Annotated in this window: 19 protein-coding genes; 12 read left to right on the top strand and 7 right to left on the bottom strand. The window is 71.4% G+C overall.

All coding sequences use genetic code 11. From position 1 onward, the window contains the following. Nucleotides 1-41: 41 nt before the first annotated feature. Nucleotides 42-1,331, bottom strand: a complete 1,290-nt coding sequence (locus tag A7B18_RS05450) for a Glu/Leu/Phe/Val family dehydrogenase (RefSeq protein WP_102125680.1) — start codon at nucleotides 1,329-1,331, stop codon at nucleotides 42-44. 251 nt (nucleotides 1,332-1,582) lie between these two features. Continuing rightward, nucleotides 1,583-2,557 (bottom strand): polyprenyl synthetase family protein, encoded by a 975-nt coding sequence (locus A7B18_RS05445; RefSeq protein ID WP_102125679.1) that lies wholly within the window; start codon nucleotides 2,555-2,557, stop codon nucleotides 1,583-1,585. Nucleotides 2,558-2,716: 159 nt separating this feature from the next. On the opposite strand from A7B18_RS05445, the gene A7B18_RS05440 reads away from it, so the two are divergent. Continuing rightward, on the top strand, nucleotides 2,717-3,316 hold the full coding sequence (locus tag A7B18_RS05440; protein WP_102125678.1) for a hypothetical protein: 600 nt from the start codon (nucleotides 2,717-2,719) through the stop codon (nucleotides 3,314-3,316). 71 nt (nucleotides 3,317-3,387) lie between these two features. On the opposite strand, the gene A7B18_RS05435 is transcribed toward A7B18_RS05440, so the two are convergent. Beyond that, the gene (locus A7B18_RS05435; protein WP_102125677.1) at nucleotides 3,388-4,092 is read right to left on the bottom strand and encodes an aminotransferase class IV; all 705 of its coding nucleotides are present in this window, start codon (nucleotides 4,090-4,092) and stop codon (nucleotides 3,388-3,390) included. After that, entirely contained in the window at nucleotides 4,089-5,975 is a 1,887-nt protein-coding gene (locus tag A7B18_RS05430; RefSeq protein ID WP_245872752.1) for a chorismate-binding protein, read from the bottom strand. The genes A7B18_RS05435 and A7B18_RS05430 overlap by 4 nt, the downstream gene beginning before the upstream one ends. 144 nt (nucleotides 5,976-6,119) lie before the next feature. Here A7B18_RS05430 and A7B18_RS05425 point away from each other — a divergent pair, with 144 nt between their 5' ends. Both A7B18_RS05425 and A7B18_RS05420 read left to right on the top strand, forming a co-directional pair. Beyond that, nucleotides 6,120-6,581, top strand: coding sequence for an RrF2 family transcriptional regulator (locus A7B18_RS05425; RefSeq protein ID WP_102125676.1), 462 nt, complete (start codon nucleotides 6,120-6,122; stop codon nucleotides 6,579-6,581). 88 nt (nucleotides 6,582-6,669) lie between these two features. Beyond that, nucleotides 6,670-7,755 (top strand): quinone-dependent dihydroorotate dehydrogenase, encoded by a 1,086-nt coding sequence (locus tag A7B18_RS05420; protein WP_102125763.1) that lies wholly within the window; start codon nucleotides 6,670-6,672, stop codon nucleotides 7,753-7,755. Between the two features lie 7 nt (nucleotides 7,756-7,762). Here the strand turns inward: A7B18_RS05420 and A7B18_RS05415 are convergent, their stop codons facing one another. Then, entirely contained in the window at nucleotides 7,763-8,356 is a 594-nt protein-coding gene (locus tag A7B18_RS05415; RefSeq protein ID WP_102125675.1) for an FMN-binding negative transcriptional regulator, read from the bottom strand. A gap of 229 nt (nucleotides 8,357-8,585) precedes the next feature. On the opposite strand from A7B18_RS05415, the gene A7B18_RS05410 reads away from it, so the two are divergent. From A7B18_RS05410 to A7B18_RS05385, 7 genes are all read left to right on the top strand, one after another. Further along, on the top strand, nucleotides 8,586-9,338 hold the full coding sequence (locus A7B18_RS05410; RefSeq protein WP_102125674.1) for a sulfite exporter TauE/SafE family protein: 753 nt from the start codon (nucleotides 8,586-8,588) through the stop codon (nucleotides 9,336-9,338). Then, a complete protein-coding gene (locus A7B18_RS05405) occupies nucleotides 9,335-9,619 on the top strand; it encodes a hypothetical protein (protein WP_245872751.1) in 285 nt (94 codons plus the stop codon). The genes A7B18_RS05410 and A7B18_RS05405 overlap by 4 nt, the downstream gene beginning before the upstream one ends. A 44-nt stretch (nucleotides 9,620-9,663) precedes the next feature. Next, complete coding sequence (locus A7B18_RS05400; RefSeq protein ID WP_102125673.1) at nucleotides 9,664-10,770, top strand: hypothetical protein; 1,107 nt, start codon at nucleotides 9,664-9,666, stop codon at nucleotides 10,768-10,770. A gap of 100 nt (nucleotides 10,771-10,870) precedes the next feature. Further along, a complete protein-coding gene (locus tag A7B18_RS05395) occupies nucleotides 10,871-13,204 on the top strand; it encodes a 3-hydroxyacyl-CoA dehydrogenase/enoyl-CoA hydratase family protein (protein WP_102125672.1) in 2,334 nt (777 codons plus the stop codon). A 3-nt stretch (nucleotides 13,205-13,207) separates the two neighbouring features. Beyond that, nucleotides 13,208-14,377: an alpha/beta hydrolase family protein gene (locus A7B18_RS05390; protein WP_102125671.1), complete on the top strand. Its 1,170-nt coding sequence runs from the start codon at nucleotides 13,208-13,210 to the stop codon at nucleotides 14,375-14,377. Nucleotides 14,378-14,379: 2 nt separating this feature from the next. Continuing rightward, on the top strand, nucleotides 14,380-14,856 hold the full coding sequence (locus A7B18_RS21290) for a hypothetical protein (protein WP_146009467.1): 477 nt from the start codon (nucleotides 14,380-14,382) through the stop codon (nucleotides 14,854-14,856). Then, on the top strand, nucleotides 14,849-16,054 hold the full coding sequence (locus tag A7B18_RS05385) for a thiolase family protein (protein ID WP_102125670.1): 1,206 nt from the start codon (nucleotides 14,849-14,851) through the stop codon (nucleotides 16,052-16,054). Before A7B18_RS21290 ends, A7B18_RS05385 begins: the two co-directional genes overlap by 8 nt. A 39-nt stretch (nucleotides 16,055-16,093) precedes the next feature. Here A7B18_RS05385 and A7B18_RS05380 read toward each other — a convergent pair whose 3' ends face one another. Beyond that, nucleotides 16,094-16,915: a WD40 repeat domain-containing protein gene (locus A7B18_RS05380; RefSeq protein ID WP_102125669.1), complete on the bottom strand. Its 822-nt coding sequence runs from the start codon at nucleotides 16,913-16,915 to the stop codon at nucleotides 16,094-16,096. Between the two features lie 65 nt (nucleotides 16,916-16,980). Next, nucleotides 16,981-17,958 (bottom strand): magnesium transporter CorA family protein, encoded by a 978-nt coding sequence (locus tag A7B18_RS05375; RefSeq protein ID WP_102125668.1) that lies wholly within the window; start codon nucleotides 17,956-17,958, stop codon nucleotides 16,981-16,983. Nucleotides 17,959-18,080: 122 nt separating this feature from the next. On the opposite strand from A7B18_RS05375, the gene A7B18_RS05370 reads away from it, so the two are divergent. Continuing rightward, nucleotides 18,081-19,304 (top strand): 23S rRNA (cytosine(2499)-C(5))-methyltransferase, encoded by a 1,224-nt coding sequence (locus A7B18_RS05370; RefSeq protein WP_102125667.1) that lies wholly within the window; start codon nucleotides 18,081-18,083, stop codon nucleotides 19,302-19,304. 16 nt (nucleotides 19,305-19,320) lie between these two features. After that, nucleotides 19,321-20,400, top strand: coding sequence for a DNA polymerase IV (gene dinB, locus A7B18_RS05365; RefSeq protein ID WP_102125666.1), 1,080 nt, complete (start codon nucleotides 19,321-19,323; stop codon nucleotides 20,398-20,400). Nucleotides 20,401-20,670 lie beyond the last annotated feature (270 nt).

Genomic DNA, 20,670 nt, shown 5'->3' with positions numbered 1-20,670 from the left:
GTTGGGGGCAGGAAGGGGAGAGGGCGGTCAGGAATCAGCCGTCAGCTCTCAGCAAGAGCCCTTACGGCGGACGGCTGAGCTCCTCTCGGATACACGCCCCGCATCACGCTCGCCTCGTGCAGCCGCCCGAGGGCCAGGGCGTAGGCGGCGGTGCGCAGGTCGTCCACGCCGCGCGTGTGGGCGAAGGCGAGCACCCGGTCCACGGCGGCGTTCACGCGCGTGTCGATGGCGCGCTTGATCTCGTCCTCGGTCCAGAAGAAGTTCGAGGCGTCCTGCACCCATTCGAGGTAGTTCACAATCACCCCGCCGATGCTGGCGACGAGATCGGGCAGGACCGTCACGCCCTGGGCCCTCAGGAAACGCTCGGCCTCGGGGAGCACCGCGCGGTTCGTCGCCTCCACCACGTAACGGGCGCGAACCGCGTGGGCGTTCCCCGCGTTCACGGCCCCGTAGTCGTAGGCGAGCATCAGCACGTCCACGTCGAGTTCGACGACCTCCCCGGCGGTGATGGCGGTGGCGAAGCCCTGCACCGTGCCGTGCTCCTCGCGGTGCCGCGAGAGCGCTTCGAGGTCGAGCCCCCCGCTGGCGAAGGCCCCCCCCTGCTGGTCCGAGACGGCGACCACCAGGGCCCCCTGCTCGGCGAGGGTCTGCGCGGCCCGGCGCCCCACGTCCCCGAAGCCGTACACGGCCACGCGTGCCCGGCTCAGGCTCTCGCCGCGCCCCTCCAGAATCCGGCCCGTGACGAGCGCCGCGCTGCGGCCCCGGGCGTCCTTGCTGCCGTAGCTGCCGCCCAGGCTCATCGGCTTGCCGACGACCACGCCGCTCAGGGTGGAGCCCGTGTTCTCGCCGTAGGTGTCGAGCATCCACGCCATCGCCTGCGGGTCCGAGCCCACGTCGGGCGCGAGGATGTCCTCGGTGGGGCCGATCAGCTCCACGAGTTCCGAGGTGTAGCGCCGGACCAGCCCCTCGCGCTCGTGGGCGCTCAGGAGAGAAGGGTCCACGTCCACCCCGCCCTTCGCCCCGCCCAGCGGCAGGTCGGCCACCGTGGCCTTGAGGGTCATGATCGCGGCGAGCACCTCGCACTCGTGGGCGTTCAGGCCCGCCTTGAAGCGCACGCCGCCGATGCTGGGGCCGCGCGCGGTCGAGTGCACCGTGCGGTAGCCCCGGAAGACGCGCACCGTGCCGTCGTCCATTCGCACCGGCAGATTCACGCTCACGGTGCGTTTCGGGTATTTGAAATAGGCGAGGGACTGGTCGGTCACCTCGCAGTGCGGCAGCGCCTCCTGAAGTTGCTCCATCAGGCCCTGCCAGTTGAGTCCGGATGCCCTCATCACGCTTTCCTCCGCATTGATCTAGCGTTCCGAGGATACACGCATAGACAGGCGGGCGCTGTGCAGGGGCGATTGGGGTAAAAGGGCGCCGCCTGGCAAATGCGAGCCCTCCCTCCCTCCTGACGGGCGCACCGGGTCCCGGCAGGCCCCGGCTCCTTCAGGGCGCCATCCCGCCGGGTGATTTCGGGGGGGAGAGGAGGCGCCTCCACGCTGTCCGACTTGACCGGACAGGCCCCGGGGTCGCCGCCCCGTCAGCGGGCGCGCTCGGTCTCGTGGCGGGCGAGGGCGGCGAGGGCTTCACGCGCCTCGGAGGGAGGCAGGGCCGCCAGGGCGCCCACGGCGAGGGAGACGCGGCGCCCGATCTCCTCGCGGGTGGCGTCCACGGCCCCCGCGGCGAGGGCGAGGTCGCGGACGCGGGCCACGTCCCCGGGGGCGGCGGCGCGGCGGGCGAGGATGTCGCGGACCTCTTCCTGCTGGGGACCGCCCAGCAGCAGGAGGACGGGCAGGGTGGCCTTGCCCTCGCGCAGGTCGCCGCCGACCGGCTTGCCGATCAACCCTTCGTCGCCCGCGAGGTCGAGGAGGTCGTCGCGCATCTGAAAGGCGAGGCCGTACTCGCGCCCGAAGGTCGCCAGTGCCTCCCGCCGCTCGTCGGGGGCGCCGAGCACGAGGGCGGGGGAAAACGCGGCGAGCTCGGCGAGGGCCGCCGTCTTGCCGTGGATCACGTCGAGGTAGTTCGCCAGGGAGTAGTCGGCGTAGGCGGCGACCTGAAACTGCAAGACCTCGCCCTCGCACACCAGGCTGGCCGTCTCCCCGAAGGCCCGCACGAGGCCCGCCCCCCCCGGCAACCCCGCGAGCAGCACGAGCAGCCGCGAGAGCATGAAGTCGCCGCTCATCACGGACACCACGTTGCCGAAGCGGCGGAAGGCCGCCTGCTGGCCGCGCCGGGTGTCGGCGTCGTCGATCAGGTCGTCGTGCAGCAGCGAGGCCGAGTGCAGCAGCTCCACGCACGCGGCGAGGTCCGTGACGCCCGGCCAGAGGGGGTGCCGGGCGCCTGTTCCCAGGGCCTGCGCGGCGAGGTAGGTGACGGTGGGCCGCGCCCGCTTGCCGCCCGCCATGACGAGGTCTTCCCCGATCAGCTCGATGAACTCGACGCGCGAGCGCAGCACCTCGCGCAGCCTCGCCTCGAAGGCCGCGCCGGGGAGGATCAGGGACGCCACGCCGGTCATGCGGGCAGTATAGAAAACGTCCGGTGGGCGGAACGTACCTCCTGCGGGGGAAGCGGGACGAAAGACCCCGGCCCCCCGGGGGGTGGGGCGTTCCCTGAGAGGGGCATGTTGCTTTCGTCCCTCGCCGCGCGCGCCGCACCCGTGGTAGAACCGGGAGCGATGGAAAGTGTCGTTGCCCTCTTTCGTGAGCCGCAGCAGGCGCGGGTGGCCCTCGCCGCCCTGCAAGAGCGCGGCTTTGACCGTGACCACCTCGGCTTCAGCATGCTCGACGCGATCACCAAGGACACCCTCGCCCAGCAGACGGGCGTGAGCCCCGAGGAGGGCGCGCCCGGCGGCTCGGGCAGCGTCATCCGCGGCACCCTGCTCGGCGCCCTCGCGGGCCTGGCGCTGACCTTTCCGGTGTGGCTGCTGCTGCTGCTCATCCCCGACACCCGCGTCTACCAGGAAGGCGGCGTCCTCGCCATGCTCTTCGGGTTGATCGGCGGCGCGGGCCTCGGCGGGCTCTTCGGGGCCCTAACGGGCAGCGACCACGGCGACTACGTCAAACTCCTGCGCCGCATGGGCGTGCCCCCCGCCCAGGCCGAGCGCTTCTACAACGGCATCAAGGCCGGGAACGTCCTCGTGATCGCCCGCGATCCCGACGGCGCGCGGGCCAACGAGGCCCTGAGCATCATGCGCCGCTTCGGGGCGATGCGCCTCGAGGAGGCCACGGGCGGAGGCCGCCTCCAGAGCGAGCGCGCCGGGCAAGACGGCCACTGACCTCCCGAGAAAGGGAGCAGCGAAGAGGGCACGGGCGGCGGGGGAGACCTCGCCGCCCTCCGCGTGGGGCCCTACTCCGGCCAGACGAGCGCCGGGTCGTCCGTCCGGGGCCACTCCGGGGGGAGGCCCACCACCCACCCCTCCCCCGCGACCTCGCGCACGGGCACCACGCCCACGCCGCTCCCGCACAGCCAGGCGCGCGTGACCCCGCGCAGCTCGTCCGGCCCCACCCGCCGCTCCTCGGAGGGCTGACCCCGCAGGAAGGCGGCGCGGGTGACGCCCGGCAACCCGCCCGCGGGCACGACGAGCCGCCCGCCGAGGTCGAGGAGGGGAGAGGTGCGCCCCCCGTCCGTCAGACACCCGGCGGCGTCCGTCAGCCAGCCCTCGAAGGCCCCCGCCTGTGCGGCGTCCCGCCCCGCCAGGAGGTAGGGAAGATAATTTCCCGTCTTGTGCCCGGCGAGGTCGGGGTGGGTGCGCCGCCCGGTGAGCCACACCCGCACGCCCCCTGCCGGACGCGGGCCGGGCGCGAGCGGGCGGTGTGACCAGAACGTGCCCTCCGGGGTGACGGTCAGGCGCAATAGGCCCCAGGGGAGGGGGCCAATGGGGGGAGGCCGGTCCTCGGGAGGCGGCAGGCCCAGCGCCGCGCAGGTGTTCGCCAGCCGCGCGAGGTGGTCCCCCCACAGCAGCGGCGAGCCGTGGCGGGTCCGCAGGGTCGTGAAGGCCGTCTCGCCGAGCAGCCACGCGGCCCGGTTCACCTCGGGGGGCAGGGGTCTCACGTCTTCGCCGCCGCGCTCAGGCTCAGCCAGTTGGCGAGCAGGACCCGCCCGCCGGGGCTGAGCACGCTCTCGGGGTGAAACTGCACGCCCCAGGCGGGGAGGCCGGGCACCCCGAGCGCCATGACCTCCCCGTCCGCGCTGCGCGCCGTGACGACCTCCTCCGGCAGCCCCCGCACGACGAGCGAGTGGTAACGCCCGAACGCGGCCCCGTCCGGCAGCCCCGCGAAGAGGCCGTCGCCACCGTGCCGCACCGCCTCGGGGCGCCCGTGCACGGGCGCCGAGCGCTCCACCCGCCCGCCGAGGACCTGCCCGAGCGCCTGATGCCCCAGGCACACGCCCAGGAGCGGCACGCCCCGCTCCAGGCACGCGCGCGTGAGGCTGAGGGTGCAGCCGCTCGTGCCCGGCGTCCCCGGCCCCGGCCCGACGAGCACGGCGTCGGGGCGGGAGGCCAGCAGGTTCTCTGCCGTCTCGCCCGGCGAGCGCACGTCCACCGAGGCCCCCAGCGCGAGCAGGTCGTGGGCGAGGTTCATGGTGAAGGAGTCGTGGTTGTCGAGGAGCAGCACCCGCAGCCCGGGCGCGGGCGGGGCGGGCGGCGGCGCCCAGGCCACGCCGGGCACGGGGGGAGCGGGCGGCCTCGCGGGCCGACCCGGCACCCCCGCGAGCACGCTCAGGAGCGCTTGCGCCTTGTGCACCGTCTCCTGCGCCTCGCGCGCCGGGTCGGCGTCGATGACGGTGCCGCCCCCGGCGCGGACCTGCACGGTCCAGCCCTCCCCGTCCCGGACAAAGGCGGCGGTCCGGATCAGGATGTTGACGTCCACCCGCGCCCCGCTCACGATCCCGACGCCGCCCGTGTACCAGCCGCGCGGGCCGGGTTCGAGGTCGCGGATCACCTCCATCACCCGCTCCTTGGGGGCGCCCGTGATCGTGCCCCCCGGGAAGGTCGCGCCGAGCAACTCCCGCACGGTCAGCCCGGGCCTTGCCGCGCCCGTCACCTCCGAGACGAGGTGCATGACGTGGCTATAGCGCTCGACGAGCCCGAAGTCGGGCACCCGCACCGTGCCCGGCTGCGAGACGCGCCCCAGGTCGTGCCGCACGAGGTCCAAGAGCATGGTGTGCTCGGCCCGCTCCTTGGGGCTGGCGCGAAGTTCGCGCTCCAGCGCCGCGTCCTCCCCCGGCGTGTCGCCCCGGCGCCGGGTGCCCGCGATGGGCCGGGCCGAGACGGTCTCGCCCTCCCACACCACCAGCCGCTCGGGGCTGCACGACACAATGACCTCGGCCCCCGTGTCGAGAAAGGCCATGAAGGGGCTGGGGTTGACCTCCCGCAGCCGCAGGTAGGCGGCCAGGGGGTCGCCCGTCGCCCGCGCCCGCACCCCGCGCGAGAGGTTGACCTGATACACCTCGCCCGCCCGGATGAGGTCTTGCACCGCCCGCACGCCCGCCGGGTAGTCCACGTCGTCCGCGCCGAAGGGGCCGACCGTGAGCGGGGGCATCGGGGCGGGCTCACGGGACAGCACCGCCGCCCAGTCCACGTGCCCGGCCTCGCCCACGGCCTCCAGCGTGCCCGCCCCCCGGTCCCACACCAGGCCGCTGGGGTACAGGCCCCACCAGCCGGGCTCGCCCTGGGGGTCGTGCGTCCCCAGCCCGAACGCCCGCGCCGCCTCGTACTTCAGGCCGCCCAGCCAGGCGGGGAAGAGGGCGTTTCCCCCAGGGCGCTGCGGCACCTCGTGCTGGACCTGCACCGGCCACGCGCTCAGGAGGCAAGAGCGGCTGAAGGAGGTCACCGGGCCGAGCGATTCCAGCAGGGCCACCCCCGGCGCGCCCGCCGCCCGCAGCCGCAGGAGCACGTCCGCCGGGGAGAAACCTGGGGGCAGCGTGAGGTTCACGGGGCGGATTCTAGGGGAGGGGCGAGGGCCGCCACCCTGCCCGGGGAACGTTTCCGGGCCGCGCCCGCCCCTCCCACCACGCGGCCTTCACGAATTGACGGTAATTCCCTACTCCTCACCCGGGTTTCCGGGTAGAATGTCCCCATGTGGGTCTCGACCAAAGCACAGTACGGTCTGCGCGCCCTGATCGAGATCGGGCGGCGGGGCGGAGACGCCGTGCCGCTCAAGGACGTCTCCGAGCGCCAGGGCATCAGCCAGCACTACCTGGAGCAGATCGCCTCCAACTTGCGCCGCGCGGGCTTCATCCGGAGCGTGCGGGGAGCGCACGGCGGCTACCGCCTCGCCCGCCCGGCTGCCGCCATCAACGCCTACGAGGTCGTGACCGCGATGGAGGGCAGCATCGCCCCCGTCTCCTGCGTGGAGGAGGACCACGTGTGCAGCAGCCAGTCGGTGTGCGGCACCGTGGACCTGTGGCACCGGGTCGACGCGGCGCTACGCGATGTGCTCGGCGGCACGACCCTGGCCGACCTGATCGAGCAGAGCGAGCGCCAGGAGCACGCCCGCCTCGTGCAGCTCGAACCGAGTTTCGCCGCCTCGCGGCTCTGAGCGTCTCCCGCCCCGCCCCCGCGGCGGGGTTTTTCTTTGGGGCAGAAGTCCGTGTGGGGTGACCGCCCGGCTCCGTATCCTGCGGGGGATGTACCGCCGCCTCAAGCCCGCCCTCTTCCGACTCGACGCGGAGGACGCCCACCACCTCACCCTGCGGGCTCTGGGCGTGGCGTCGCGGGTGCGCGCGTGGCCGGAAGCCGCCCGCCGCCTGAGCGCCCCCCACGACCCCCGGCTCGCCCAGACGCTGTGGGGACAGGCCTTCGCCTCCCCGGTGGGTCTGGCGGCGGGGCTCGACAAGAACGGGGAGGCCGTGCCCGCCTTCTCGGCGCTGGGTTTCGGCTTCCTGGAGGTCGGCACCGTCACGCCCCTCGCGCAGCCGGGCAACGAGCGGCCCCGCCTCTTCCGCCTGCCGGAGGACGGGGCCCTGATCAACCGCATGGGCTTCAACAACGCGGGGGCGGAGGCCCTGCGCGCCCGCCTCGCCGCGCTGCCGACCCGCTCCGCGCCCGTGTGGGTCAACATCGGCAGGAACAAGACCACGCCGAACGAGCGGGCGGTGGAGGACTACCGGGCGTGCGTCCGCCTGCTGTACGACGTGGCCGACGGCTTCGTGGTCAACGTCAGCTCCCCGAACACACCGGGCCTGCGGGCCTTGCAGGCGGCGGACGACCTCGCGGACCTCGTGCGCGCCGTGCTGATCGAAGTGGAGGCAGGGCGGGTCCACACCGCCCGCCGCGCTCCCCCGGTCCTCGTCAAGCTCGCCCCCGACCTGCACCCCGCAGACTTCGAGGCGAGCGTGGGGGCGGTGGTGGAGGCTGGAGCGGATGGTCTAATTGTCAGCAACACGACGCTGAGCCGCGACGGCCTGACCCACCCCCACCGGGAGCAGGCGGGCGGGCTGAGCGGGCGGCCTCTCACGGGGCGCAGCACCGCCCTCGTGCGGGACGCCTACCGCCTCACGCGCGGGCGGGTGCCCATCGTCGGGGTAGGTGGCGTCTTCACCCCCGAGGACGCCTACGCCAAGCTCCGCGCCGGGGCCAGCCTCGTCGAGGTCTACACCGCGCTGATCTACGAGGGGCCGGGGTTGCCCGCGAGGATGAACCGGGGGTTGAGTCGGCTGCTGGAGCGCGACGGGCTGCGGAACGTGGCCCAGGCGGTGGGGGTGGACGCCTGAACCCGGGTCACTCGCGGGGCCGCATCAGCTCGGCGGTCTCGCGCTCGTGGTCGCGGGCGCTGCGGGACAGCTCACGGCGAACGTTCTCGGCGTCCTGCGCCGACTTGTTCTGGCTGAGCTTGTATTTGCCCTCCAGCCGCGTGACCCCGATCTCGAAGGTCACCACCCCGGCCAGCAGGCGGCGCTCGAAGTCCTCGGGGATGGCCCGCATGTCGGGCGTGTGCAGCTCGACCAGCCCGTAGGCGACGGCGCGCGCCCGCTCGCCCTCCACCACCCGCGCGTGGCCGTAGGCGTGGACCACCGCGTAGTTCCAGGTCGGCACGTTCGGGGCCGAGGCGTACCACGCCGGGTCCACCAGGGCGTGCGGTCCCTGGAAGATCACCAGCACCTCCTCTGGCCCGAAGTGCCGCCACTGCGGGTTCGCGCGGGCGAGGTGCGAGCGCAGAAACAGCCCGCCTTCCTCCTCCTGAACGAGCAGGGGCAGGTGGGTGGCGAAGGGCACGCCGCCCGGGGCCGTGACGAGCGTGGCGAAGGAGTGCGCCCGCATGAAGCGCACCCCCTCGTCCTGGTCCTCCATGCGGTGGTGTGCGGGGAGGTACATGGTGCCAGGGTAGAGCGGGTGAGGAGGCCGCCGCGCCCCCGTGCCTATCCCGCCCCCCGGTCTCCAGTCGCCGCTCCGTGACCCCCGGGAGGTGCAGGAGTGGGGTGCCGCCTCCCCGTGCCCGGCGTGGCCGTCACCCTGCGGTCCACGCAGGCGGGGCTTCTCCGAACGGAACCCCAATGGGCCGCCGCCCCGCCCGTGTTAGCCTCCTCCCCGTGATCCTCTCGTGATGCTCGCCGTGATCGGCGTTGGCCTGCTCGCCGGGGTGCTGGGCGCCATCCTGGGCCTGGGCGGCGGCGTGGTCGTCGTGCCCGCGCTGGAGTTCGTGCTGCCGCAATTTGGGCGCGAGATCACCATTCAGCAGGCGGTCGCCGTGTCGCAGATCGGGGTGCTCGCGGTGGGCCTGAGCGGCGCGGCGAGTTACCTGAAACAGGGGCTGGTGCGGGCGCGGACCGGGTATCTCCTCTCGCCGTACACCATCCTGGGCGGGGCGCTGGGAAGCTTCCTGGGGCTGGTGCTCCCCGCGCGGGCGGTAGCGACGGTGTTCGCCATCCTGCTGCTCTACTCCGCCTACAACCTGCTGAGGGGGCTCAAACGGGTGGAGGTCGAGCGCGAACCGAGCCGCCTCGTGCCCCCGGCGATGACCTTCGCGGGCGTGATGAGCGGTCTGCTGGGCATCGGCGGCGGGACGGTGCAGGTGCCGGTCCTCAATCTCCTCGCGGGGGTGCCCATCCGGCAGGCCATCGCCACCTCGACCTTCATCATGGGCCTGACCGCCGTGGGCAACGCGCTCGTCTATCAGGCGGGCGGGCTGCTCGACGTGCGGCTGGCGGCGGGGGTGGCGCTCGGCGTGCTCATCGGGGCGCGGGCGGGGGCGAGCCTGCAAAGCCGGATTCCCGCCGCGCAGCTCAAGCTCTTTTTCAGCCTGCTCCTGATCTTCACGGCGGGGCAACTGCTGTGGAAATACTGGGGGAACGGGTGACGCCACCCGAGCGGGGGTCAGACACCGAACTCGCGGGCCTGCCCGCCTGGCTCTACCCGGCGGGCTTCTGGGTGGCCGTAGTCCTCCTCGCGCTGGGCGTCCTGTTGCCGGGGTATGCCTTCCTCGGCGTGGTGGCCGTGGCGCTCGTCCCCGTCCTCGCCGCCGTGTGGGTGGCGCTGGGGGCGTGGCGGAGGGACCGCCGCCTCAGCGTCGCCGCGCTCGCCGCGCTCGGGGGGCTCGCGGTCGTGTTCGTGGTCAAGGGGTTCCTGCCCGGAGGGTGAGCTCGGGCCCGGCGCCCCGCCCGCCCGCCTCTCTAAGCTGGGGCATGATCTTTCGTGCCGCCCTCCTCGTGGGGCTGACGCTGCTGTGCCCCGCCGCCCTCGCGCAACGCACGCCACGGGAGTTGGCGCAGGCCCTCCAACAGGCCGCCCGTGCCGGAGACGCCGCGGCCTACCGCACCCTCCTCGCTGCGGGCGGCACCTTCACCGTGGAGGGGGTGAACTTCGCGGCGGACCTCGCGCGCCGCACGCCCACGGACGTGACTTACACCTTCAGCGACGTTCGGCAGGAGGGCGCGCGGGCGTCCGCGAACCTCACCCTCGCCTGGACGCGCGTGCCGGAGGGCAAGAGCCGGGCCGAGGGACAGCCGAGCCGCGTCACGCTGCCCGTGGGACTCGTGCGGGTGGGGGAGGTGTGGCGGTATGCCGGGGAGGCGTTCACGCCGGTGAAGACGGGCCTGGGCACCCTCCTCGCCCTGAACGTGCCGGGCCTGCCGGAGCGTGTCGCCCCCCTCGCCCCGCTGCTGCCCCGCGCCGCCCAGGAGGTGAGGAACGTCCTGGGCCTGCCTGTGCCCGAGGGCGCCGTGGTCAAGGTCTACCCGGACTCCCCGCGGCTGAGCGCCAGCGTCTACCTCTCCCTGCCCCCCGTCGCGGGCTGGAACGAGCCGGGCGAGGCGATCAAGCTCGTCATGCCGGGTGGAACCCCGGCGGAGGTCGAGGCGGCGACGTTGCGGGTGCTCACCCACGAGTTCACCCACCTCGCCGTCGGCCTCGCGGCGGGTCCGGGCCGGGACAAGCGCATCCCCTGGTGGCTCCACGAGGGACTGGCGAACTTCGCGGCCCGCGCCTTCGTCTCCGAGCGGGGCTGGGGGGCGTGGCAGAGCCGCGTGAACGGCTACGCCCGCTCGGGCTGGGTGCCCCTGACTGACCTCGCCGACTTCCCGAACGTGCCCGAGGCCCGCTGGGACAACGCCTACCGCCAGGGCCTCGGGGTGGTGGAGTTCCTGGCGGCCACCCGGGGCAAGGAGGGACCCTGGCAACTCACCCGGGCCTTCGCGGAGACGGGGGAGGCCGACGTTGCCGCCCGAACCGCTGGCTTCCCCTCCTTCGCCGCCCTCGAAACCGCCGCCCGCACCTGGCTCGCCGCACGCTGAACTCCGTCCCATCTGTGGCGCTCCGGGTGGACAAAACGCCCCCGCGCGCCCTAAAGTTTGAACCGAGTTCAAGAATCTATTCTGTGCTATCGGAGGTCGCATGAAGATACGGAAAGCCGCCGTCATCGGCGCGGGCGTGATGGGGGCCGCCATCGCCGCCCAGCTCGCCAACGCGGGCATCCCCGTCACCCTGCTCGACATCGTGTTGCCGGACCAGCCCGACCGCAACTTCCTCGCCAAGGCGGGCATCCAGCGGGCACTCAAGGCCAGCCCCGCCGCCTTCATGGACCCCGCCCGCGCCGCGCTCATCACGCCGGGCAACCTTGAAGACGACCTCGGCAAGCTCAAGGACGCCGACTGGATTCTGGAAGCCATCATCGAGAAGCTCGACGCCAAGCGGGACCTGTGGGCGCGGGTGGAGGGTGTGGCGAAGAAGACGGCGATCATCTCCTCCAACTCCAGCGGCATTCCCATGCACCTCCAGATCGAGGGCCGGGGCGAGGACTTCCAGCGTCGCTTTGTCGGCGCGCACTTCTTCAACCCGCCGCGCTACCTGCACCTCCTCGAAGTCATCCCGACGCCGAAGACCGACCCGGAGGTGCTGCGGACCTTCTCCGAGTTCGCGGACCACACGCTCGGCAAGGGCGTGGTCGTCGCCAACGACGTGCCCGGCTTTGTCGCCAACCGCATTGGCGTCTACGGGATCATCCGCGCGATGAGGCACATGGAGCGCACGGGCCTGACGCCGGACGAGGTGGATCAGCTCACCGGCCCCGCCCTCGGACGCGCCAAGAGTGCGACCTTCCGCACCGCCGACCTGAGCGGCCTCGACATCATCTACCACGTTGCCAACGACCTCGGGAAAGCCACGCCGGAGGATGAAGATTTCAGCCTCACCGATACCTTCCGCCGTCTGGTGGAGGAGAAGAAGTGGCTGGGCGACAAGACGGGCAGCGGCTTTTACAAGAAGACGAAGGACGAGCGGCGCAAGACCAAGATTCTGAGCCTGAACCTCGACACGCTGGAATACGAGGACCGCGGCAAGGTCAGCGTGCCCGCCGTGGAGGCGGTGAAGAGTCAGCCCCTCGCCCAGCGCGTGAAGGCCCTCTACAACGCGGAAGGCAAGGAGGGCGACTTCCTGCGCGGCGTGATGAACGACGGCTTCTGGTACGCGGCGAAGATGGCCGGGGTCGTGTCGGGCCGCCTTCAGGACATCGACAACGCCCTGAAGTGGGGCTTCGGCTGGGAGGAAGGTCCCTTCGAGACGATGGATACCCTGGGCGTCCAGACCGTGATCGCCAACCTGGAGGCTGAGGGCCGCACCCTCCCGCCCCTCCTCCAGTCGATGAAGGAGTCGGGCCGCGAACGCTTCTACCAGGGCGAGGAGACGGTCACGCCGACGGGTGAGCCGACGAAGTACGAGGCGCCCTACTTCATTCTGACCGACCTGAAGAAGGACGCCACGAAGCTCGTCAAGAAGCGGGCGGGCGCGAGCGTCGTGGACCTCGGCGACGGCGTTCTGCTCGTCGAGTGGCACGCGAAGATGAACGCGCTGGGGGAAGACCAGCTCCGCGCCGTGCAGGACGCGCACAAGCTCGTTCAGGAGATGGGCTTCGCGGGTCTCGTCCTCGGCAACCAGGGCGAGAACTTCAGCGCGGGGGCGAACCTGCCGCTGGTCCTCGCGCAGGCGCAGGCCGAGGAGTGGGACGAGCTGGACAGCGCGATCAAGCAGTTCCAGCAGGTCACGACCTCCATGCGCTTCAGCCCGCACCCGACGGTGGCCGCGCCCTTCGGCCTGGCGCTCGGCGGCGGCTGCGAGTTCTCCATCCACGCCGACCGTATCGTCGCCAGCGCGGAGACGTACATGGGGCTCGTGGAGGTCGGCGTCGGCCTGATCCCCGGTGGCGGCGGCACGAAGGAAATGCTGCTGCGCTTCACGGACCAGCTCCAGCCGGGTCAGCCCCTCCTGCCCGCCGTTCAGCGTGCCTTTGAACTCATCGGCACGGCGAAGGTTTCGACCAGCGCCCTCGACGCCCGCAAGCTCGGCTTCCTGCGCGACCACGACACGGTGGTCATGAACAAGAACCGGATCATCGAGGAGGCCAAGCGGCAGGTCCTCGCCCTCGCCCCCGGCTACGTGCAGCCCACGCCCCGCCAGGACATCCCGGTGATGGGCGACGCCGCCATCGCTGCCGTCAAGCTCGCCCTCTACGGCATGACCGAAGGCGGGTACGCGACGAAGTACGACGCCGAGGTCGGCACCCAGCTCGCACGCGTGCTCTCCGGCGGCACGGGCAACAACCGCAACGCGAAAGTCAGCGAGGGGCACCTCCTCGACCTTGAACGCGAAGCCTTCCTCACCCTGCTGGGTAAGAAGGGCACACAGGACCGGATCGCCCACATGCTCAAGACGGGCAAGCCGCTCAGGAACTGAGCCATGAACCAGCGTCCCCGCCTCCTCGACCGTCTGCGCCACGTCCGCAAGCGCCAGGTCGCCACCTGGGCTGCTCTCGGCTATGTCGCCCTGTTGGGAGCGGCAACGTTCGTGGGCGCCGACATCACCCTGCGGTCCAAGACTCGCTGGGTGAAGGGGACGTTCGTTCCGGTGGGGCGGCGGGGCAACTCGGTCTACCTGCCCGCCTCGCCGGAGACGCTCTCCCGTGGTGTCATCGGCATCGTGCCCCTGCGGCCCAACCGGGGACATGCGATTTTAGGCTCTGCAAAGATGGCGGGAACCCTCGTGAGGCGCGAGGTGCAGGAGGAGCGCGGCGTGCTGCCCAATGGCGCCCTCGCCTGGGTCTCCACCTTCGTCTACAACGGCACCCCGGCGCAACTGGGCGTGGAGTACGAGAACACCGCCATCAGCACGCCGCTGGGGGACATGCCCGCGTGGCACATTCCGCCGGTCTCGGGCGAGCGCGACGCTATCGTGATCGTCGTTCACGGGCACGGCGGGCAGCGTTCGCAGGCGTTGCGGATGCTCCCGGCGCTGCGGCGGACGGGCGCAGGCTCCCTCTTCGTCACCTTCCGCAATGCCTTCGGCGCCCCGCGCTCCGGGAACGGCTATCACACCCTGGGCGACGAGGAGGCCGAGGACGTGCTCGCCGCCCTGGAGTGGGCGAAGGAGGCGGGCTACCGGCGGGCGGTGCTCTACGGCTTCAGCATGGGCGGCAACATCGTCCTGAGCGTGCTGCGCCCCAAGCACGAGCCGTTCCCCCTCCCCGTCCTAGGCGTGATGCTCGACTGCCCGGTGCTCGACTGGCGCGCGACCATCCGTTGGCAGGGGCGGCGGTACGGCCTGCCGCCCTTCGTGGCGCGGCATGTGGCGACCTTCGTGCAGTACGTCGTCACCCGCCGCAGCGGCCAGGACTTCGACGCGGTGGACCAAATCAGGGCCGCCCCGGGCTTCCGGGTGCCCATCCTCCTGTGGCACGGCACCCGCGACCGCACCATTCCGGTGGGGCAGGCCGACGCCCTCGCCGCCGCCCGCCCCGATCTGGTGGAGTACCACCGGGTCGAGGGAGCCAAGCACATCCGCTGTTGGAACATCGACCCGGCGGGGTACGACGCGGCGCTGGAGGGGTTCATGGCGCGGGTGTTGGGGTAATCATGATGTTGAGCGAGCTTTCTCGGGCCATCTCTGCATTTGATGTTTGGTCTAGGGTCTGCGATTTGTTGGAGGGTCTGACCTACGAAGAGCGTTTCGGCTTCAGTTGCAAGGAACTGCGTGAAGTAAGCTTTTTCGAGGCGGCATCTGAGGGCGATCCTGCCCTGATGCGGTCTGGCCTAGCTGTGTACTTTGAAGGGTCTTTTGGGTTGTTCTGGTACCTCTGTTTGAAGGTAGACGGAGATAAAGCTACCGTTTCCGCCGACTTCGTTGCACTTCATTACGAGACTCAAGCGGAGGGTTCGTCTGAAGTTCTCTTCCGCGAATCTATGGTACAGGCGAGTCAACTGCCCGAAAGTCTGGAACTCGCGTCAACTACCCTTGTAAGTCACTTCCTCCGACAAGTTAGGGCTGAGCCTCTTCGCGCAGTATGGGAAAGCAAGAAAATCCTCGTCAATCAAGGAGATAGTCATGCGTGATGCTGTCATCGTTTCTGCCGTTCGTACCCCTGTCGGTCGCGGCGTCAAAGGCACCCTCGCCAACACCCGCCCCGACGACCTCGCCGCCCTCGTGCTCAGTGAAGCCGTGAAGCGCGCGGGTGTGGACCCCTCCATCGTGGAGGACGTGTACATGGGCTGCGCCATCCCCGAGGCCGAGCAGGGCCTGAACGTGGCGCGCATGGCCGCGCTGCGGGCGGGAATGCCCGACTCGGTGGGCGGCGTGACGGTCAACCGCTTCTGCTCCAGCGGCCTCCAGACGATTGCTATGGCGGCGGCGGCGATCCAGACCGGGCAGGCGGACGTGATGCTGGCCGGGGGCGTGGAGAGCATGAGCATGGTGCCCATGACCGGCCACAACCCCAGCCCCAACCCCGACCTCGTGGACGAGCGCCCCGGCGCCTACATCGGCATGGGCCTGACCGCCGAGAACGTGGCCGCCAAGTACGGCGTGAGCCGCGAGGACCAGGACCGCTTCGCCCTCCGCAGCCACCAGCGCGCGGCGGCAGCCCAGGACTCCGGCAAGTTCGACGCCGAGATCATCCCCGTGCCCGTGCAGGTGGACAAGGTGAAGGGCACGAAGGTCACCAGCACGACCCTCAACTTCGACAAGGACGAGCTGATTCGCCGCGACGCCAACCTGGAGGACATGGCGAAGGTCCGCCCGGCCTTCAAGGCGACCGGCTCGGTGAGTGCGGCCAACTCCAGCCCCTTCAGCGACGGGGCCGCCGCCGTCCTCGTCATGAGTGCCGAGAAGGCGCAGGAACTCGGCGTGAAACCCCTGGCGAAGTTCCTCGGCTTCGCGGTGGCGGGCGTGGAGCCGGAGCTGATGGGTATCGGCCCCGTGCGGGCGGTGCCGAAGGTCCTCGCCCAGACCGGCCTGACCCTGGACGACATTGACCTGATCGAGCTGAACGAGGCGTTTGCCGCCCAGAGCCTCGCCGTGGCCCGCGAGCTGGGCTTCGACGAGGAGAAAATGAACGTGAACGGCGGCGCCATCGCCCTGGGGCACCCGCTGGGCTGCTCGGGCGCCAAGCTCACGGCGACCGCGATCTACGAGCTGCGGCGCCGGGGCGGCGGCAAGGCGCTGATCACCATGTGCATCGGCGGCGGCATGGGCGCGGCGGGCGTGCTCGAGGTGTTCCCGGAGGAGGGCGCGGGGGAGCAGGCGGCGGACTGAGGGACAGGTCAAAACAGGCGGCCTCACGGGGCCGCTTTTTTATTGCACTGACTTCTCGAAGGTCTCCAACTGCGCCTGCGCCTCTGCCTCGCCCGCCTTGCCACGCACCCTCAGCAATTTGGCGGTGTTCGCGTCGTACTCGGCCAGTCGCCCATCCACGTACAGGACGAGGACGCGGCTGCCCTCGGGGGAGAGGCGGGCGTCGGCGGCTCCGGCTCCACCCTGACCTTCACTCCCCCAGCGGTTTGGCGTTCCCGGGAGGTATGGGAGGCGAGAGACAGTGCTCAAATGTTGCCCCGTTCGGGCGTCCCAGACAGAGGTTGGACCGGATGAATGGTCCGTTTTGCGGGTGAAGACCATCTTCTGCCCGTTGGTGCTGAAGTGGACGGCCCCGTCGTAGAAGCTCTCGCGTTTGTCGTCGTAGAGAAAGGCGATTCGCTCCAGGGTGGCGAGGTCCCAGAGTGACGGTGAGGGTAGGTAAGCGGGGCGCTGGGGATTCGGGCGCGTGGTATCCCCGCTGAAATCCAGCAGCAACCGCTGGCTGTCCGGCGTGAAATCGGCCCCGAAGATGCGGGAGGAACGCCCCCTGAATGTCCTCACCCGTTCGCCTTTCTCCACGTTCCAGAGTTGGACGTAGCCGTTCCCGTTCGCCACGTTCAGCAGCCACCGCCCGTCCGCGCTGAACTTGCTCTCCGTTACGGCGCTGAGCCCCTGGGTCGTGGCTTGAAATCGTAACTTTTCGCCGTCGTAGACCCTCAACGTGGCCTGACCCGGCGGCGTGTCCTTTTGGAGGTCGGCGCGGAGCTGGGCGGCGGCCTGCGCAGGGAGCAGGGCGAGGCCGAGGGCCAGGAGGCGGCTCATGGCCTCAGGGTAGAGCAGGGCGCGTGGAGCGGCGTCCACTTTCGGACAGCCCACGGGTGCCGCCATCACACCCAGCGGCTGCGCCGGGCGTGCCACACGATGAGCAGGCTGGCGACGGCGAGCGCGGCGAGCATCAACTCGAAGCCGTGGGTGCCGCTCTTGTAGAATTCCACCGTGAAGTTGGTGCCCATCAGCCCCGCCACCGCGCCGACGAGGCCCAGCAGCACCGTCACCACGGTCAGGACGCGCACGGAATCGTTCGTGCGCTGGCTGGTCCCGGTCGTGTACAGCTCGAAGGAGCCCAGCACGAGGTCGCGGGCGTTCTCGATGGAGTCCAGCGCCCGGTCGAAGCGGTCTTCGAGGGTGCGGAAGTGCGCGCCCAGCTCCGTCTCCGCGATGAAGGTGAAGTCGGGGCGGGCGAGGGCGGCGTAGACCTCGCGGTGGGGGGCGAGCAGGCGGCGCAGCCGGCCCACCCGGCGGCGCAGGGTCACGAGGTCTTCCAGGAACTCGCGGTCGGCGGGGTTGCGCAGCACCGCCTCGTCGAGGTCGTCCACCTCGCCCTCCAGGTCGTCGAGCACCCGCAGGTAGCTCGTCACGTGCCAGTCGAGGAGCGCCGCCAGGAAGGCCGCCGACGTGAGTTGCCCGATGTCGGAGTCGCCCCGCACCTGATCGCGGAAGTCGCGCAGGAAGGTCACCTCGTCCGGGTGGACCGTCACCACGTAGTTGGGCCCGGAGAAAAAGTCGAGCGGCACCGCCCGGTAGTCGGTCGGCTCGCCCGCCACCGTCTCGACGGCGACCACGTTGATCTGGAAGTACCGCCCGAAATTCTCCAGGCGGGGCCGTCCGACCGGGTTGAGGACCGTGCGCACCGACTCGCGGTGGAGCCCCAGCACCGTTCGGAGGCGGTCCAGTTCCTCCCGCCCGGGCGCCGTCACGTCCACCCACAGCAGGTGCCGGTCCGTCAGCCCCGCGACCCGCTCGGGGGTCAGCTCCACCTCCTGGTCCTCGCCGTCCGAATCGTAGAGAAACGCGCGCACGCTCATGCCTGGCCTCCAGCGTCCACGGTAGCGCTCCGAACCTGACAGCCACCTGAACGCGGCGTCAATCCGGCCTGCCCAGTTCGCCCATCTGTCTCACCCGCAGGTGCGAGCGCTACCCTTCCCCCATGTCTGCCTCTGCCCCCAAGCCTGCCCGCCCTCGCCTGCGTCTGCGCGTGACGGCGGCAGCGGAGTCGCACCTGCGCGCGGGGCACCCCTGGCTCTACGAGGGCAGCGTGCGCGAGCAAAACCGGGGGGGCGAGGCCGGGGAGATCGCCGTCGTGTACGACCGCCGCGACCGTTTTCTCGCCCTCGGCCTGTACGATCCCGCGTCGCCGCTGCGGCTGCGGGTGCTGCACGCGGGCTCGCCCGTCACCGTGGACGGGGCGTGGTGGGCGGCCCGGCTGGACGCCGCCCTCCTGCGCCGTGCCCCCCTCTTCGGCCCGGATACGGACGGTTACCGGGTGGTCAACGGCGAGTCGGACGGCTTTCCCGGCGCGGTGGTGGACCGGTACGCCGACACGCTCGTCCTCAAGCTCTATACGGCGGCCTGGTTTCCGCACCTGCCCCTGTTGCTGGGGCTGTTGGAGGACCGTTCCCCTGGCTTCCGGGTCGTCCTGCGCCTGAGCCGCAACACCCGGGACGCGGCGGGGGAGGTGGGCCTGCACGACGGCCTGACGCTCGTCGGGCAGGAGCCGGACGGCCCGGTCATCTTCCGCGAGTCGGGCCTCCGCTTCGAGGCGGACGTGGTGCGCGGGCAGAAGACGGGCTTTTTCCTCGACCAGCGCGAGAACCGCCGCCGGGTGGGGGACCTCTCGCGGGACAGGCGGGTGCTCAACGCCTTTTCCTTCTCCGGGGGCTTCTCGCTGTACGCGGCGCGGGGTGGGGCGCAAGGGGTCGTGAGCCTCGACATCAGCGCGCACGCTCTGGAGGGCGCCCGGCGCAACTTCGCCCTGAACGAGGACGACCCGAGCGTCGCCGCCTGCCACCACGAAACCGTGCAGGCCGACGTGTTCGAGTGGCTTTCCACCACACGGCGCACGTTCGACCTGATCGTCCTCGATCCCCCGTCCCTCGCGCGGCGGGAGGCGGAACGGGCCGGGGCGATCCGGGCCTACGGGAGGCTGGCGGCGGACGGGCTGCGGCGGCTCGCGCCGGGCGGCATCCTCGTCAGCGCCTCGTGCTCGGCCCACGTGGGAGCGGAGGAGTTCTGGGACGTGGTGCGCGCGGCGGCGGAGCGTACTGGCCGGCGGTGGCGCGAACTCGCCACGACCCGCCACGCGCCCGACCACCCCGCCACCTTCCCCGAGGCCGAGTACCTCAAGGCCGTCTTTATCGGGCTCGAAGCCTGAGCCTACACTTGGAGGGGTGGAGGGGGCGACACGCAAGATCATCCACGTGGACATGGACGCCTTCTACGCGTCCGTGGAGCGGCGCGACGATCCGCGGCTGCGCGGGCGTCCCCTCGCCGTCGCCTGGGGCGGCAAGCGCTCGGTGGTCCTCACCGCCAGCTACGAGGCGCGGGTGTTCGGGGTGCGCAGCGCCATGCCCCTCTACCGCGCCCTCGAACGCTGCCCCGGTTTGACCGTCGTGGAGCCGAGGCTGGGCGCCTACCGCGAGGTGAGCGCGCAGGTGCGGGACATTTTTGCCGCCTACACGCCCCTCGTCGAGCCGCTGTCGCTCGACGAGGCGTACCTGGACGTGACGGCGCCGCTTCAGGGTGGGCCGAGTGCCACCCGCATCGCGCAGCGCATCCGCGCTGAGATTCACGGTGCGACTGGACTCACCGCCACGGCGGGGGTGAGCGTCAATAAGTTCCTGGCGAAGCTGGCGAGCGGCATGAACAAGCCCGACGGCCTGACCCTGCTGCTGCCCCGGGAGGCGGACGCGCTGCTGGCGGCCCTGCCCACCGGCGACTTCCACGGCATCGGCCCGGCGACCGCCGCGAAGCTCGCCGCGCACGGCATCCACACGGGAGCGGACCTGCGCTCCGTGCCGCCGGAGCAGCTCGTGGCGTGGTTCGGGCGGGTCGGCGAGCATTTCGCCCGCATCGCCCGGGGGCAGGATGACCGCCCGGTGGAGCAAGGCCGCGCGCCCGTGAGCATCGGGACGGAGGAGACCTACGCCGACGACCTGCGGACCCCGGAGCAGGTGCGCGGGGTGCTGCCGGACCTCGCCCGGTCGGTGGAGACGCGGCTCGTGCGGGCGGGGCTCTCGGGGCGGGTGGTCATCCTCAAGCTGAGGTTCGACAGCCGGGCCGTCGTCACCCGGCGGGTCACCCTGGGCTACCCCGTGCGCGACGCGGGGACGCTTTGCCGCACCGCCGCCCGCCTCGTGAGCGCCGAGCTGATCGGGGGCCGCGGGGTGCGGCTCGTGGGGATCACCGTCTCCGGGTTGGGCCCCCCCGCCGACCCTCCCCCCACCCTCTTCGGCCTGCCTCCGGGGTGAGGAACCTCGCGTGCCCGCTCCCGGCTGCCGGTCATGCGTTTTGACGACGTGTTGCAGCCCCAGGTCGCCAACATCCAGAACGTCTCGGCGGACAGCCTGAAGTGAGGCTGGGCCCGGGTGGGGTCTCCGGGCGGCACGGCGGGGGAGGCGAGGCGGCAGGCTACATGACTTCCTTTTGTCCTGTGCCCCTGCGCCTATCCTGCCTGTCATGAGGGCCCGCCCGTGAACAACGAGATTCCCGTGCTTCAACTGGGGCCACAGGGCGAGGTG

The organism is Deinococcus planocerae (genome assembly GCF_002869765.1).
Taxonomy (GTDB): Bacteria; Deinococcota; Deinococci; order Deinococcales; family Deinococcaceae; genus Deinococcus; species Deinococcus planocerae.
Note: the sequence above shows the minus strand (reverse complement) of the source record. Positions and strands in the feature narration are given on the sequence as shown.